General features: G+C 63.0%; 13 protein-coding genes. 5 read left to right on the top strand and 8 right to left on the bottom strand.

Going from position 1 to position 14,304, the window contains the following annotated elements; genetic code table 11:
- Positions 1 to 10 precede the first annotated feature (10 nt).
- On the top strand, positions 11 to 1,300 hold the full coding sequence (pncB, locus tag SM763_RS05830) for a nicotinate phosphoribosyltransferase (RefSeq protein ID WP_368997958.1): 1,290 nt from the start codon (positions 11 to 13) through the stop codon (positions 1,298 to 1,300).
- A gap of 151 nt (positions 1,301 to 1,451) precedes the next feature.
- On the opposite strand, the gene SM763_RS05825 is transcribed toward pncB, so the two are convergent.
- The 6 genes from SM763_RS05825 to SM763_RS05800 all read right to left on the bottom strand — a co-directional run bounded on the left by SM763_RS05825 (position 1,452) and on the right by SM763_RS05800 (position 8,654).
- Entirely contained in the window at positions 1,452 to 2,909 is a 1,458-nt protein-coding gene (locus SM763_RS05825) for an aldehyde dehydrogenase family protein (RefSeq protein WP_368997957.1), read from the bottom strand.
- Entirely contained in the window at positions 2,902 to 3,375 is a 474-nt protein-coding gene (locus tag SM763_RS05820) for a GNAT family N-acetyltransferase (RefSeq protein ID WP_368997956.1), read from the bottom strand. Before SM763_RS05820 ends, SM763_RS05825 begins: the two co-directional genes overlap by 8 nt.
- Positions 3,372 to 4,964 (bottom strand): ABC transporter ATP-binding protein, encoded by a 1,593-nt coding sequence (locus SM763_RS05815; RefSeq protein ID WP_368997955.1) that lies wholly within the window; start codon positions 4,962 to 4,964, stop codon positions 3,372 to 3,374. Before SM763_RS05815 ends, SM763_RS05820 begins: the two co-directional genes overlap by 4 nt.
- Complete coding sequence (locus SM763_RS05810) at positions 4,961 to 5,776, bottom strand: ABC transporter permease (protein WP_274831628.1); 816 nt, start codon at positions 5,774 to 5,776, stop codon at positions 4,961 to 4,963. The genes SM763_RS05815 and SM763_RS05810 overlap by 4 nt, the downstream gene beginning before the upstream one ends.
- A gap of 127 nt (positions 5,777 to 5,903) precedes the next feature.
- Positions 5,904 to 6,851, bottom strand: a complete 948-nt coding sequence (locus tag SM763_RS05805) for an ABC transporter permease (protein WP_368997954.1) — start codon at positions 6,849 to 6,851, stop codon at positions 5,904 to 5,906.
- 324 nt (positions 6,852 to 7,175) lie between these two features.
- Positions 7,176 to 8,654: an ABC transporter substrate-binding protein gene (locus SM763_RS05800; protein ID WP_368997953.1), complete on the bottom strand. Its 1,479-nt coding sequence runs from the start codon at positions 8,652 to 8,654 to the stop codon at positions 7,176 to 7,178.
- Here SM763_RS05800 and SM763_RS05795 point away from each other — a divergent pair.
- From SM763_RS05795 to glpK, 4 genes are all read left to right on the top strand, one after another.
- Positions 8,638 to 8,817, top strand: a complete 180-nt coding sequence (locus SM763_RS05795) for a hypothetical protein (RefSeq protein ID WP_368997952.1) — start codon at positions 8,638 to 8,640, stop codon at positions 8,815 to 8,817. The two genes, SM763_RS05800 and SM763_RS05795, sit on opposite strands and share 17 nt — an antisense overlap.
- A 36-nt stretch (positions 8,818 to 8,853) precedes the next feature.
- Positions 8,854 to 9,690, top strand: coding sequence for a 3-methyl-2-oxobutanoate hydroxymethyltransferase (gene panB, locus SM763_RS05790; protein WP_368997951.1), 837 nt, complete (start codon positions 8,854 to 8,856; stop codon positions 9,688 to 9,690).
- A gap of 8 nt (positions 9,691 to 9,698) precedes the next feature.
- Positions 9,699 to 10,556: a pantoate--beta-alanine ligase gene (panC, locus tag SM763_RS05785; RefSeq protein WP_368997950.1), complete on the top strand. Its 858-nt coding sequence runs from the start codon at positions 9,699 to 9,701 to the stop codon at positions 10,554 to 10,556.
- A 69-nt stretch (positions 10,557 to 10,625) separates the two neighbouring features.
- Positions 10,626 to 12,116 (top strand): glycerol kinase GlpK, encoded by a 1,491-nt coding sequence (gene glpK, locus SM763_RS05780; protein ID WP_368997949.1) that lies wholly within the window; start codon positions 10,626 to 10,628, stop codon positions 12,114 to 12,116.
- 254 nt (positions 12,117 to 12,370) lie between these two features.
- On the opposite strand, the gene SM763_RS05775 is transcribed toward glpK, so the two are convergent.
- Together SM763_RS05775 and idi are read right to left on the bottom strand one after the other, a co-directional pair.
- On the bottom strand, positions 12,371 to 13,627 hold the full coding sequence (locus tag SM763_RS05775; protein WP_368997948.1) for a flavin-dependent oxidoreductase: 1,257 nt from the start codon (positions 13,625 to 13,627) through the stop codon (positions 12,371 to 12,373).
- A 113-nt stretch (positions 13,628 to 13,740) separates the two neighbouring features.
- Positions 13,741 to 14,283 (bottom strand): isopentenyl-diphosphate Delta-isomerase, encoded by a 543-nt coding sequence (gene idi / locus SM763_RS05770; RefSeq protein WP_065272222.1) that lies wholly within the window; start codon positions 14,281 to 14,283, stop codon positions 13,741 to 13,743.
- Between the last annotated feature and the right edge of the window lie 21 nt (positions 14,284 to 14,304).

Genomic DNA, 14,304 nt, shown 5'->3' with positions numbered 1-14,304 from the left:
GAGGCCGCCGGTGGATATTGCAACCCGCGTCTACAATCACAAATGGAAGATCGATCCGATCATCCGGTCCTTGATTGATACTGATTTTTACAAGCTGCTGATGTGCCAGTCGGTGTTCCGCAGCAAGCCGGACACCCAGGTCACCTTTTCGCTGATCAACCGGTCGTCGCAGGTGCCGCTGGCCCGGCTCATTGACGAGGGCGAGCTGCGCGAACAGCTGGATCACATCCGGTCGCTGTCGCTGTCCCGCGGAGAAAGCACCTTCCTGCGCGGCAACACCTTCTACGGCAAACGCCAGATGTTCCGCCCCGATTTCATGGAGTGGTTCGAAGGCCTGCGTCTGCCGCCCTATCATTTGGAGCGCAAGGGTGATCAGTACGAGCTGACCTTCGAAGGCAAATGGCACGAGGTCATGCTGTGGGAGATCCCGGCGTTGGCGGTGCTGATGGAGCTGCGTTCGCGCGCGGTTCTGAACGACATGGGCCGGTTCGAATTGCAGGTCCTTTATGCCCGCGCCATGACCCGCGTCTGGGAAAAGATCGAAGCCCTGCGCGGGATCGACGGACTGTCGATTGCCGATTTCGGCACCCGGCGGCGGCATGGCTTCCTGTGGCAGGACTGGTGCGTACAGGCGATGATGGAGGGGTTGGGACCGAAGTTCACCGGGACCTCCAATTGCCTCATCGCCATGCGTCGCGAGGTTGAGGCGATCGGCACCAACGCGCATGAGCTGCCGATGGTCTATTCCGCCCTAGCCGAAACGGATGAGGATCTGGCCCGCGCGCCCTATGATGTGCTGTCGGATTGGCATGATGAACACGACGGCAACCTGCGCATCATCCTGCCCGACACCTATGGCACCAAGGGGTTCCTGGAGCACGCGCCGGACTGGCTGGCGGGTTGGACCGGGATCCGCATCGACAGCGGCGACCCCGCTGCGGGCGCCGAGGTCGCGATCAAATGGTGGCAGGACCGCGGAGAGGATCCGAAACAGAAACGGGTGATCTTCTCGGATGGTCTCGACGTGGACAAGATCGCCGAGCTGCACGCGCAGTTCGCGGGCCGGGTCAAGGTGTCCTTCGGCTGGGGGACTTTGCTGACCAATGATTTCCGCGGGCTGGTGCCGCATGACGCGCTGGCGCCGTTCTCGCTGGTCTGCAAGGCAGTCAGCGCCAATGGCCGCCCCACGGTGAAACTGTCGGACAATCCCGAAAAGGCGATGGGACCGGCGGATGAAGTTGCCCGTTACAAGCGCGTATTCGGCGTGGGCGAACAGGAACGCATCGACGTCATCGTCTGAAGCGCTTCTAACGGAGGCGGTGGCTCCCGCGCGGAAGACTTGCATGTTCCATGCGAGCCTTCCCCTTGGGCCCCGCAGGCCGCGCCGAAGGCGCGGCCTGCGGCCTCGCGATGCGCAAAGCGCAGCGCAAAACCTCTTCTGTTGAGCTGTGTCAGCCGTGATAGGCAGCGACGGTTTTCAGCTGGGAGAAGCCATAAAGCGCTTCAAAGCCTTTCTCGCGGCCATGGCCGGATTTGCCGACACCGCCAAAGGGCAGCTCCACACCGCCCCCGGCGCCATAGTTGTTGAGGAAGACCTGACCCGCACGCAGCTTCTTTGCCAGCCGCATCTGGCGGGCGCCATCGCTGCTCCAGACGCTGGCCACGAGGCCGTAGTCGGTGGAATTTGCGATCTCTACGGCTTCCTCTTCGGTGTCAAAGGGGATCATCACCTGCACCGGGCCAAAGATTTCATCCCGCGCCAGCGCGTGATCGGCGGGCACATCGGCAAACAGGGTCGGGCGCACATAGGCACCGTCCTCGGGCGCGCCGTCAACGATAACCCCCTGCGCGGCCACGGTCAGATCCGCGCCCTTGGCCAGGAAGCCTTCGACGATTTCCTTCTGCCGGGCCGAGATCAGCGGCCCCAAACGCAGGTCTTCGGGGGCCGGTCCTACAGTCAGCTCTGCATAGGCGGCGGACATGCGGGTCTTGACCTCTTCATAGACACCGCGCTGCACCAGAATGCGCGAGGAGGCAGAACAGGTCTGGCCGGCGTTCTGAATGCCCGCGTTGACCAGAAACGGCAACGCTGCATCCAGATCAGCATCGTCAAACACCAGCTGCGGGGATTTCCCGCCAAGCTCCAGCGTCACCGGCACCACGTTCTTGCCTGCGGCCTGCTGCACCAGGGCGCCGGTGGCCACCGAGCCGGTGAAAGAGATGTGATGCACGCCGGGGTGCGCGGTGAGAGCCGCGCCGGCTTCGGCGCCCAGTCCCGGCACCACGTTGAGCGCCCCGTCCGGCAGGCCCGCATCCAGCGCCAGCTGGGCAAAGGCCAGCGCGGTCAGGCAGGCTTCCTCTGCCGGTTTCAGAACGCAGGCATTGCCCATCGCCAGCGCTGCGCCAACCGAGCGGCCGATGATCTGCATCGGGTAGTTCCAGGGCACGATATGGCCGGTGACCCCATGCGGTTCGCGCAGCGTATAGACGGTGTAGCCGTCCAGATAGGGAATGGTCTCCCCGTGTACCTTGTCCGCAGCGCCGCCGTAGAATTCGCAGTAGCGCGCCAGCGCCACCGCATCGGCACGGGCCTGGGTCAGGGGTTTGCCGACATCCATTGCTTCCAGCGCGGCCAGCTCATCCACCCGCTCCAGCACCAGCTGGCCGATGCGGCACAGGATACGGCCACGCTCCAATGCGGGCATCTGGCCCCAACCGCTGTCTAGCGCCGCTTCGGCAGCCCGCACGGCGGCGTCGATGTCCTCGGCGCCGCCACGGGCGATCCGGCACAGTTCGTTGCCGTTCGACGGGTTGACCAGTGGCAGGGTCTCCCCGCTTGCCGAGGCCTGCCAGCTGCCGCCGATCAGGCAGAAACTGGGATCGAACCAGATATTGTTTTTTTCAGTCATGAGTGGGTCCTGTAATCTGGAAGGAATAGCTTTTGCTTTGCAGCTCGGTAAAAGGAGCGCCCTCGCGCAGCTCGGTAACCCCGGGCAGGACGCTCAGACAGGTGCCCCAGAAGGCCAGGGCCGATGGGGACTGGGCCGAAATGCCCATCCGCCAGCGCCCCGGAAACTCCTGAAACAGGATCTCTGCCGCCACCCGGCCAAAGCCATGGCGGCGATGCGGGGCAAAGATCGAAAACTCAGACAGCTCGCGCCGGTCGTCGGGCAGGTTCAGAACCAGGGCAAAGCCGATGCGTTTTCCGGCATTCAGCACCCAGAAGGCGGTGACATCCTTGCGGTGCAGCATCTGCCGTGCCCTGTCGCCCGGATCGATCCGGGCCTGGCTTGCGGTTTCTTCGAAATACCCCGCCAGAACACTGGTCAGAACCGCGTGCTCCTTTGGCAGGATCAGGGACAGTGTCAGGCTCATGCCGCTCCCTGCGTCAGATCGGGCAGAACAGGGGCGGCGGCAATCAGGGCCTGCGTATAGGGATGCCGGGGCGCCGACAGCACCTCTTCGGTGGCGCCTTCCTCGACGATCTGGCCTTTCTGCATCACCAGGCAGCGATCGGTGATTGTGCGCACCACCGAAAGATCGTGACTGATGAACAGGTAGGTGAGCTCATAGGCCTCACACAGCTCGGCCAGCAGGTCGAGGATCTGCGCACGGACAGAGACATCAAGGGCCGAAACCGCTTCGTCGAACAGGATCAGCTCGGGCCGGGTGATCAGAGCGCGGGCAATGGCGATGCGCTGGCGCTGACCGCCGGAGAACTGGTGAATGTATTTGTTCGCATCCTGCGGCCCCAGGCCGACGGCGGTCAGGGTCTCCGCGATCAGATCGGTGCGGGCGCTGCCGGTGGGGGCATCGGGCTGGCTGTAGAAGGGTTCGGTGATCAGCCGGTCGACCCGGTGACGCGGGTTGAAGCTGCCAAAGGGATCCTGAAACACCACCTGCATCTTGCGGCGCGCCTCGGCTGCGTGGCCGGTCGAAATCGGCTTCCCGTCAAGCAGGATTTCACCACTCTGAAGTGGCTCCAGCCCCAGAATTGCCCGTGTCAGGGTCGATTTCCCACAGCCTGACTCGCCGACAAGGCCCAGCCGCTCGCCGCGGTTGAGGGTAAAGGTGACCTCGTTCACGGCGCGGAAATGCTGCTGCGGCACAAAGGGTGATTTGCGCGGCAGGCGGTAGTCACGTACGGCGCCCTTGACCTCCAGCAGCGGTTTCGGTTCCGGGGCCGTTGGCAGGGTGACCTGATGCGAGGAGGCGGCGAAGAGCATCCGCGTATAGGGGTGGCTCATGTTGTGCAGCAGCCAATCGGTTTCCCCGGTTTCGACCACTTCGCCGTGGCGCATGACGACGATCCGGTCGGCCAGATCCGCCACCACGGCCAGATCATGGGTGATGATCAGCAGCCCCATGCCGAATTCCTGCACCAGATCCTTCAGCAGGTCGAGGATCTGGGCCTGGGTGGTCACGTCCAGCGCAGTTGTCGGTTCATCCGCGATCAGCAGTTTCGGGCGCAGGGCGATGGCCATGGCGATGACGACCCGCTGGCGCTGACCACCGGACAGCTCGTGTGGGAAGCGGCTGAGCGGGAAGCGATCCGCAGGCAGACCGACCCGGTCGAGCATGTCGCGGGCGCGCTGTTCGGCCTCTTGTTTCGTCATGGCGCCGTGTATCAGGATGGTCTCCATCACCTGATCGCCAATCGTCCTGACCGGGTTGAGCGCGGTCATAGGCTCCTGAAAGACCATGCCAATAGATTGACCGCGCAGGGCGCACATCTGCGCTTCGCTTTGCCGGGTCAGATCGGTGTCTTCCAGCAGGATCTGGCCTTGGATCGTGGTCCTCTCGGGCAGCAGTTGCATGACGGAAAAGGCGGTCATGGATTTGCCGGAGCCGCTTTCGCCGGTGACGGCGACGATCTCTCCGGCAGCGACCGAAAGGGTCACGTTCTTCAGGATCGGATGGCTGCCGATGGAGAGCGACAGGTCGGTGATATTCAGCAGGCTCATGTGCGGGCCTCCCGCAGTTTGGGGTCCAGCCAGTCGCGCAGCCCGTCGCCCATCAGGTTGAGGCCAAGTACGGTCAGCACGATGGCCGATCCGGGAATGATCGCCAGATGCGGGGCAAAGCTGACCATGGTCTGCGCATCCGCCAGCATGCGTCCCCAACTGGGGGTCGGCGGCTGCGCGCCAAGGCCGACATAGCTGAGGCCTGCTTCGGCCAGAATGCCAAGGCTGAACTGGATGGTGCCCTGCACGATCAGCAGGTTCGCCACGTTGGGCAGGATATGCTCGGCTGAAATCCGCGCTGCGCCTTTGCCCGCGACCTGCGCCGCGAGAATGAATTCCCGCTGCCAGAGCGACAGGGCCGCCCCCCGTGTGATGCGGGCGAAGACCGGGATATTGAATATGCCGATGGCGATGATCGCGTTGATGGCGCCGGGGCCAAAGATGGCGGTGATCAGGATCGCGATCACCAGCGACGGGAAGGCAAAGACCAGATCGTTGCCGCGCATGATCAACTCGTCCAGAACAGAGCCTTTGCGCGCCGCCGCCGTTAGCCCCAGCGGGATGCCGATGGCCATGCCGATACCGACGGCCACCAGCGCTACCGCCAGCGAGGTGCGCGCGCCCACCATGATCATCGAAAAGATGTCGCGTCCGAAGTGATCGGTGCCCAGCCAATGCACGGCGTTCGGCCGCTGCAACTTGTCCGGGATGGCCATCGCCGTGTGGTCAAAGGGCGTCCAGACAAAGGACAGCAACGCCGCCAGAACCACCAGCGAGGACAGGAATATGCCAAGGATTAGACTGCGGCTCATGTGCGGGCCTGCAGTTTAGAGAACTGAGGATTGTGCCCGTCCCTGGAAGGGAACAAAGCGTCCTCCCGTGGGGAGGGTCGGGCGCAGTCTGGCTGTGCCGGACCAGTGAAGGTCGGAATGCTTGGGGTCATGTGCGGCTCCTCAGCCGGGGATCGACCAGCGCATAGGCCAGATCGACCAGAAAGTTCACGGTGATCACGGCAAAGACCAGAAGCATCACCACTGATTCCACCACGATCAGATCGCGCGAGGAAATCGCCTGGAACACCAACCGACCAAGGCCGGGCAGGTAGAACACCTGCTCGATGATGATCGCCCCGGCCAGCAGAAAGGAAAACTGCAGACCGATGATGGTCAGCACCGGGATCATCGCGTTGCGCAGCCCGTGCCGCCACAGCGCCTGCCTGCGGGTCAGACCCTTGGCACGAGCGGTGCGCATGAAGTCCTCCCCCAGAATATCCAGCAGGGCGGAGCGCATCACTCGCGCCAAAATCGCCGCCTGCGGCAGGGCCAGCGCGATGGCGGGCAGGGTCAGGGATTTCATCCCGGCCCAGATGCCGTTTTCCCAGCCGCCAAAGCCCCCGGCGCTGAACCAGCGCAGGTTGATGGCAAAGACAAGCACAAGCAGCATCGCAAACCAGAAGTTCGGAATGGCGACGCCCAACTGGGTTGCGCCCATCACCGCCATGTCCCCGGGTTTCCCACGCCGCGCGGCGGCATAGATCCCGGCGGGAAAGGCGATCAGCGTCGACAGCGCCAGCGCATAAAGCGCCAGCGGCAGCGATACCCACAGTCGGTCGGCGATCATCTCGGCCACCGGGGTGCGGTAGGTATAAGAGGTGCCGAAATCGCCGGTCAGCATGCCGCCGATCCAGGTCAGGTAACGGTGAAGCCTCGATTCATCGAGCCCCAGCTCACTGCGCAGGGCCGCCACGGTGTCAGGCTGGGCGTTGATGCCCAGCATGAAGGATGCCGGATCGCCGGGCGCGATTTCGATCACCGCGAAGATCACGATAGAGGCCACAGCGAGGCTGAGGCACAACGAAAGCAGTCGTTTGAAAGAATATTGTATCATTGTGACACAGGCTAGAATCAGCAGAGGGATCGGTCCAGAGCAAGCAGCGCAGAGGGTGAAACTGGCGCTATTATTTTTGTGATCTGGCCGTGAAAAATCGCCATTTTGGTCATCTTTTGTGCGGCTAACGCGCAGCCGTCGTGAAGCGTGCGGAATCCGAGCTAAGCAGCAGACATCAAAGCCATTTTTTCTTCAGGGCATTCACGATTCGATATGCGAATCCGTCTGGTCCGAGCCGCTGGCCGACGGAGGGGTGAAAGTACGGTGCGGGCATGAAAAAGGGCGCGCCGCAGCGCGCCCTTTGTTGGGGTAGATTGGCAGGGCTTATTCGGCCCAGCTGACAGCAGTCAGGTCGGTCGCCTGTGTCGGCGCATTGGCCCAAAGACCCTGAAGATCAGCCTTTGCCACGCTGAGAGAAGCCAGCTGGAACAGGTACCCGTTGACGTAGTCGTCGGCGATGATCTTTTGCGCCTGCTGCAGCATCGCGGTCCGCTGATCGGGATCGGTGGTGCCGTTCAGGTCGGTCATCAGCTGCTGGAAGTCCGGATTGTCATACTGGAAGTAGTATTCCGGGCGGGCATAGATCCCGATGTCCATCGGCTCGGTGTGGCTGACGATGGTCAGGCCAAAGTTCTTGCCGCGGAAGACGGTTTCCAGCCACTGCGCCCATTCTACGTTGATGATCTCGGCCTTGATGCCGACATTTGCCAGCTGGGCGGCGATGATCTCACCGCCACGGCGGGCATATGAGGGCGGCGGCAGGTGCAGGGTGGTTTCAAATCCGTCCGGCAGACCGGCCTCGGCCAGCAGCGCCTTGGCCTTTTCCGGATCAAAGGCGGACTGACCGGTCAGATCCACATAGGCCGGGTTGTGCGGCGCAAAATGGGTGCCGATCGGAGTGCCATATCCGAACATGGCGCCATCGATGATGGCCTGACGGTCGATGGCATGGGCCAGCGCCTCGCGCACCTTCACATTGTCAAAGGGCGCCTGTTTGTTGTTGGTCGACAGGATGGTTTCCCCCTCGGTCGAACCGACCAGAACCTGGAACCGCGGATCGGCGTCGAACTGCGGCAGGTTCTCGGGCGCGGGGAAGCCGGAAAAAGCATCCACATCCTCGGCCATCACGGCTGCAAAGGCGGCGGTGGGATCCGAGATGAACTTGAAGGTGGCCTTGTCCAGTTTCGCGGGGGCGCCCCAGTAATCGGCGTTCTTTTCCAGATCGATGCGGTCGCCCTGCACCCAGCCTGCGAATTTGAAGGCACCGGTGCCCATCGGCGCGGTCTTGATGTCCTCGATGCTTTCCGGCGCTACGATCACGGCATCGCCCCAGGCCAGATTGAACAGCAGGCTGCCGTTGGGCTGGCTCAGCGTGACTTTGACGGTCATCGGATCAACCACGGTGACATCTGCGATGTCCGAGAACAGCGCCTTTTGCGCATTTGTGCTGTCTTCGGCGCGGGCGCGGTCCAGGCTAAATTTCACGTCTTCGGCGTCCATGGTGGTGCCGTCATGGAAGGTGACGCCGTCGTGCAGGTGGAATGTATAGGTCAGACCGTCCTCGGAAATGTCCCAGCTTTTGGCGAGACCCGGCACAACCGAGCCATCCCCCATGAAGCGGGTCAGACCTTCGAAGACGTTGGAGTAGAGGACCTGATCGATGGCCCCGGCAGCGGCGCTGGTCGGGTCCAGATGCGGCGGTTCCAGCTGCAGACCGATGGTGACGCTGTCTTTGGCCCATGCGGCTGCGGTGCTCAGCGCCAGCGCGGAACCGGCGGCAAAGAGGATGGATCTGAATGTCACTTTGAAACTCCCTGATGTTGGAAACACGCCCTTGTTGGCGGGCTTGCCAGAAGTCTGTCCTGATTTTGCAGTGTTAATCAAGAGCCTGTCGCGTTTTGGCGTTGCGGCAGAAAGAGACAGGGGGGAGACATTTCGCGCACTGGATGCTGCGGGTGCGAAATGATACCCCTCCGCAACCCAAAACCAACGTGGGAAGAAGATGAGCGCGAACCTCCAGACCAAGGCCATCACGGCCGAAGATATCCGCGCCCGAAAGGGCCAGGATCCCATCGTCAGCCTGACAGCCTATACCACCCCGATGGCGGGGCTGATGGATGACACATGCGATTTCGTTCTGGTGGGGGACAGTGTCGGCATGGTGCTGCATGGGCTGCCCTCGCCTCTGGGCGTCACCATGGAGATGATGATCCTGCACGGTCAGGCGGTGGCGCGGGGGCTGAAACGGGCGCTGATGGTGATCGACATGCCTTTTGGCAGCTACGAGGAAGGCCCGGCACAGGCCTTTGGCAATGCGGCGCGGCTGATGCGCGAAACCGGTGCTGGCGCGGTCAAGCTGGAAGGCGGGGTCGAGATGGCCGAGACCATCCGGTTCCTGGTCAAACGCGGCATCCCGGTGATGGCGCATATCGGTCTGACGCCGCAGTCGATCAACACGCTGGGCGGTTACAAGGTGCAGGGCCGCGATGAGCAGGCAGAGGCGGTGATTGCCGATGCCCACGCCGTGACCGACGCTGGCGCCTTTGCCGTGGTGCTGGAAAAGGTGCCGCAGGTCCTGGCCGATCAGATCACCGCAGAGATCGTCATTCCGACTATTGGTATCGGCGCCTCGGCAGGCTGCGACGGGCAGGTTCTGGTGCTGGATGACATGCTGGGCATGTTCGCCGCCTTCAAACCGAAATTCGTCAAACGCTACGCCGATCTTGCCCCCATGGCCGAGGCCGCGATCAAGGAGTACGCGACCGAGGTGCGCAGCCGTAGCTTCCCGGCGGCTGAACATGTTTTCGCGGATGCGGCGCCCGGCGCCAAGAAGGACTGACCAAAACGATGACTGCTCCTATTCTGCGCCGCCTTGCGGATCTGCGCGAACAACATGCCACCTGGATCCGCGCTGGTGAACTCGTCGGTGTCGTGCCCACGATGGGCGCCCTGCACGCCGGTCACCTGTCGCTGGTCGAGGCGGCCAAGGCTACCTGCGACCGGGTCATCGTGACCATTTTCGTGAACCCGAGGCAATTCAACAGCCCCGAGGATCTGGCCAAATACCCGCGCACCGAACAGGCGGATGCCGAAAAACTCGCGCCGTTTGATGTCGATGTGGTCTATGTTCCGGACCCCGATCAGATCTATCCCGATGGCTATGCCACCTCGGTCTCGGTCGAAGGTATCACAGACGTTCTGGAGGGCACCTTCCGGCCCGGACATTTCGATGGTGTTGCCACCGTTGTGGCCAAGCTTTTCCTGCAGACCGGCGCCCACAAGGCGTTTTTCGGCGAAAAGGATTTTCAGCAGCTGATGGTGGTGCGCCGCATGGCGCGGGATCTCGATATCCCGATCGAAGTCGTAGGCTGCCCCACCGTACGCGAAGACTCTGGTCTTGCCATGTCCTCGCGCAATATGCGCCTGTCGGCGGAGGCTTTGGAGAAGGCCGGTCGGCTTTATCCCGTCATGGCGGGCTGCGCGGATCGTCTGGCTGCCGGGGAAACCTTCGATCAGATCGAGCCTGAGGCGCGTGCCGCCCTGCAGGCCGTGGGCTTTGGCGAGGTGGAATATCTGGATCTGCGCTGCGCCGATACTCTGGCACCTCTGCAGGTGCCAACCCGGCCCGCGCGGCTGCTGGTGGCGGCCTGGCTCGACGGGGTGCGGCTGATCGACAATATCGCGGTTCCGCAACTAAGTGATTAGTCGGGTCTGGTCGCGCTAACACTTTTGCGTCTAAAGTCTGCCCTCAGAAGACAGGAGAGAGGGCAGGAGATGAGTTTTATTCTGGCGATCGACCAGGGCACGACCTCGACGCGGGCGATTTTGTTCGACGGGGAGATGCAGGTCGCCCATACCGCGCAGCAGGAGTTCCCGCAGTATTTCCCGCAGGCCGGCTGGGTGGAACACGACCCCGAGGAGATCTGGTCCTCCACGCTGGAGGTCTGCCGCCGGGTGATCGCGGAACAGGGCATTTCGGCATCTGATATCACCGCCATCGGCATCACCAACCAGCGCGAAACCACGGTGGTCTGGGATCGGGAAACCGGTCAGGCCATCCACAAGGCCATCGTCTGGCAGGACCGCCGCACCTCGGCGATCTGCGAAGAGCTGCGGACCGCCGGGCATGGCGATCTGGTACACAAGACGACGGGTCTGCTGCTCGATCCCTATTTTTCCGGCACCAAGGTCAAGTGGATCCTCGACACTGTGCCCGGCGCCCGCAGTCGCGCGGCCGAGGGCAAGCTGATGTTCGGCACCGTGGACAGTTTTCTGATCTGGCGGTTGACCGGTGGCGCCGCCCATGTGACCGATGCCACCAATGCTGCGCGCACGCTGATGTATGATATCCGCAAAGGTGGCTGGAGCGCCGAGATCTGCGAGGTTCTGGATGTGCCGATGCAGATGCTGCCCGAAGTGAAAGATTGCGCCGCAGACTTCGGCATCGCTGCGTCCGAGCATCTCGGCGCTGAAATCCCGATCCTCGGCGTGGCGGGGGATCAGCAGGCGGCCACCATCGGTCAGGCCTGTTTCCAGCCCGGCATGATGAAATCCACCTATGGCACCGGTTGTTTTGCATTGCTCAATACCGGCGCGACACCGGTTGAATCCCGCAACCGGATGCTGACCACCATCGCCTATCAGCTGGATGGCCAGCCGACCTATGCGCTGGAAGGATCGATCTTTATCGCAGGTGCGGCAGTGCAATGGCTGCGCGACGGGCTGGGCATCATCGGCTCGGCGCAGGAAACCGGTGGGCTGGCGGCCTCGGCAGACCCCGGGCAGGACGTGATCCTGGTGCCGGCCTTCACCGGCCTTGGCGCGCCCTATTGGGAACCGGATTGCCGTGGTGGCATGTTTGGTCTCACCCGCAATTCCGGCCCGGCGGAATTCGCCCGTGCCGCATTGCAAAGCGTCGCCTATCAGACCCGCGATCTGTGGGAGGCGATGCGCGCCGACTGGCAGGAGGCCGCCGAAGATAGCGTCACCCTGCGCGTCGATGGCGGGATGAGCGCCAGCGACTGGACCATGCAAAGCCTGTCGGACATCCTCGGCGCCCCGGTGGACCGGCCGGTAATGCAGGAAACCACGGCGCTGGGCGCGGCCTGGCTGGCGGGCATGAAGGCCGGTATTTATCCCGACCAGAGCGGCTTTGCCGCAACCTGGGCCCGGGATCGCCAGTTTACACCCGCGATGGAGGCGGACCAGAGAGAGGCCGCCTACGGTCGCTGGAAACGGGCGGTGCAGGCGGTGATCGGCGTCTGATCCTGCGGGTCAAACCCGCGCCGATTCGGGTCAAGGGCCGCTCGAGCGGCCCCGCCGCAGGCGGGGGCACCCTTGAGGCGACTCGGCGCAGTCCCAAACTGGAACAGGCGCTTTCAGGGCAGACCTGCCCCTGAAACGCTTCTCAGCAAAACCTGTCGCGGCGCACATCGTGCGCCGCCGAGCCCAACGCAGACCGCGTCATCGTTGATGACACGGGAAAGCGGCGGGAGCGCCCCTGTAGCAGCCGAGGTGGTTCAGTCCAGCTGCGCGCCTTCGGCAATCGTGCGGGGACGGGCGTTCAGCTCCTCGATGCTGAAGCCGGCGATGGATTTGTACTTCGCCGCATGGGCGGCCAGATCCTCCATGGGGATCACATCCTCGACGGTCTCGAAATCGCCGCCACAGAGATCCTCGACCATCTGCAGCACCGCATCCGGTCCGCCGGCGCTGCGGTTGGCGAGGCCGACGTTGGTGGTCAGCGGGCGCACCGCCGCCTCATAGGCTTCCAGCGCGGCAGGGGTTAGCCCGTGCCGCAGCAGTTCGGCGCCGATCAGGCGGGCATCAAGAATGGCCTGGCTCGCCCCATTCGAGCCGACAGGATAGGTCGGATGCGCCGCATCGCCCATCAACGTCACTGATCCGTCGGTCCATTTCGGCAACGGATCGCGGTCCACCATCGGGTATTCATAAACCACATCAGCGCCGCGGATCAGGCCGGGTACGTCGATCCAGTCGAATGTCCAGTCCTCGAAATCGCCGACGAAATCCTCGATATCCGCCGCGCGGTTCCAGTCTTCCTTCTTCCAGGCGGCACTCGGATCAAAGCTTTTCTCGGCGATCCAGTTGATCGTTGCCAGACCGTCGTTGCCGGGGTCCGAAATCGGATAGGCCACCATGCGCAGGGCGTTGTGGCCGATCATCACCATGGCGCCGCCACCGCTCCAGACCGGGGCCTGCGTCGTGGCGCGCCACAGGATCCGGCCGTTCCAGATCGGCTCGCCTTCGTTCGGGTACATCTGTTTGCGCAGGGCCGAGTGGATGCCGTCGGCCGCAATCAGCAACCGTCCCTCGAGACGCCGCCCATCGTCGAGCAAAAGCACGGCGCCCTCGGGTGTGGTTTCAAAGCCGGTGGCGCGGGCACCGGTCGAAATGCAATCTGCACCGGCGCGGGCCACCAGCGCCTCATAAAGCATCATCTGAAGGGCGCCGCGGTGCACCGAATACTGCGGCCAGGCATAGCCTGCATCCATGCCGCGCGGTTCTTCCCAGATCGTCTTGCCCAGCTTGGTGTAGAACCCCAGCTGCCGGGTGCGCACTCCGATGGCGTCCAGTTCTTTTTCCAGCCCCAGATCCAAGAGTTCCCGCACCGCATTGGGTTGCAGGTTGATGCCAACCCCCATCGGTTTCAGCTCGGGCGCGGATTCGCAGATGTGAAAGGGCACACCGATCTGGTGCAGCGTCAATCCAAGTGTCAGGCCGGCAATGCCGCCACCTGCGATGAGAAGGGTCATTCCGCGTTTCTCCTGTTCGGTCTGGTGCCCTAGAAAACATGCTTCATCTGATCAGAGCAAGTGCGCGCTGACTCACCCCGAAGGCACAGACCCGGGCACCGGTCTGTGCAGGCTCAATCCTGAGCGGCGATGATCAGATCGGGGCCAAAGATGACATCGGCGTAGTTGCCAAGATAGATCTTCAGCCAAGGGGTAAACCGGTCGGGGTGGCGCTGCACCTCTGCGATCAGGTCGTGATAGTCGATCCAGCGCGTGTCCATCACCTCGTCCGGATTGGGCTCCAGGTTCAGCGGCCGATGGGCATGGGCCAGAAAGACATCGACCACCTCGTGTTCGATCATGCTGTGTCCGACATCGGCGCGGTATTCCAGCTGGTGGCGGAATTCGGGGTAAAGGCCGGTGATGCCAAGTTCTTCGCCCATGCGACGCACGGCGCAGGCGGAGGAGGCCTCGTCCCACATCGGATGGGTGCAGCATGTGTTCGCCCACAGGCCGGGGGTGTGATACTTGCCCATGGCGCGGCGCTGCATCAGGATTTCGGTGCCTTTGACCACGAAGACCGACACGGCCTTGTGCTTCAGCCCTTGTTCATGGGCCGCAAGCTTTTCAACCGGCGTCAGTTCGCCGTTCACCCAGGCCGGGATCGGATGAGTCATCGCGGGTTCAGGTCCGTTTCA

This window comes from Pseudophaeobacter sp. C1-32P7 (genome assembly GCF_041008775.1).
Taxonomy (GTDB): domain Bacteria; phylum Pseudomonadota; class Alphaproteobacteria; order Rhodobacterales; family Rhodobacteraceae; genus Phycobacter; species Phycobacter gallaeciensis_A.
The sequence above is the reverse complement of the archived record's forward strand: the minus strand, read 5'-3'. Positions and strand labels throughout refer to the sequence as shown.

Excerpts from the sequence above, each read along its gene's own strand:
- SM763_RS05825 (WP_368997957.1), bottom strand. The coding sequence starts at position 2,909 with ATGACTGAAAAAAACAATATCTGGTTCGATCCCAGTTTCTGCCTGATC.
- SM763_RS05820 (WP_368997956.1), bottom strand. The coding sequence starts at position 3,375 with ATGAGCCTGACACTGTCCCTGATCCTGCCAAAGGAGCACGCGGTTCTG.
- SM763_RS05815 (WP_368997955.1), bottom strand. The coding sequence starts at position 4,964 with ATGAGCCTGCTGAATATCACCGACCTGTCGCTCTCCATCGGCAGCCAT.
- SM763_RS05810 (WP_274831628.1), bottom strand. The coding sequence starts at position 5,776 with ATGAGCCGCAGTCTAATCCTTGGCATATTCCTGTCCTCGCTGGTGGTT.
- SM763_RS05805 (WP_368997954.1), bottom strand. The coding sequence starts at position 6,851 with ATGATACAATATTCTTTCAAACGACTGCTTTCGTTGTGCCTCAGCCTC.
- SM763_RS05795 (WP_368997952.1), top strand. The coding sequence starts at position 8,638 with ATGGATCTGAATGTCACTTTGAAACTCCCTGATGTTGGAAACACGCCC.
- panB (WP_368997951.1), top strand. The coding sequence starts at position 8,854 with ATGAGCGCGAACCTCCAGACCAAGGCCATCACGGCCGAAGATATCCGC.
- panC (WP_368997950.1), top strand. The coding sequence starts at position 9,699 with ATGACTGCTCCTATTCTGCGCCGCCTTGCGGATCTGCGCGAACAACAT.
- glpK (WP_368997949.1), top strand. The coding sequence starts at position 10,626 with ATGAGTTTTATTCTGGCGATCGACCAGGGCACGACCTCGACGCGGGCG.
- SM763_RS05775 (WP_368997948.1), bottom strand. The coding sequence starts at position 13,627 with ATGACCCTTCTCATCGCAGGTGGCGGCATTGCCGGCCTGACACTTGGA.
- idi (WP_065272222.1), bottom strand. The coding sequence starts at position 14,283 with ATGACTCATCCGATCCCGGCCTGGGTGAACGGCGAACTGACGCCGGTT.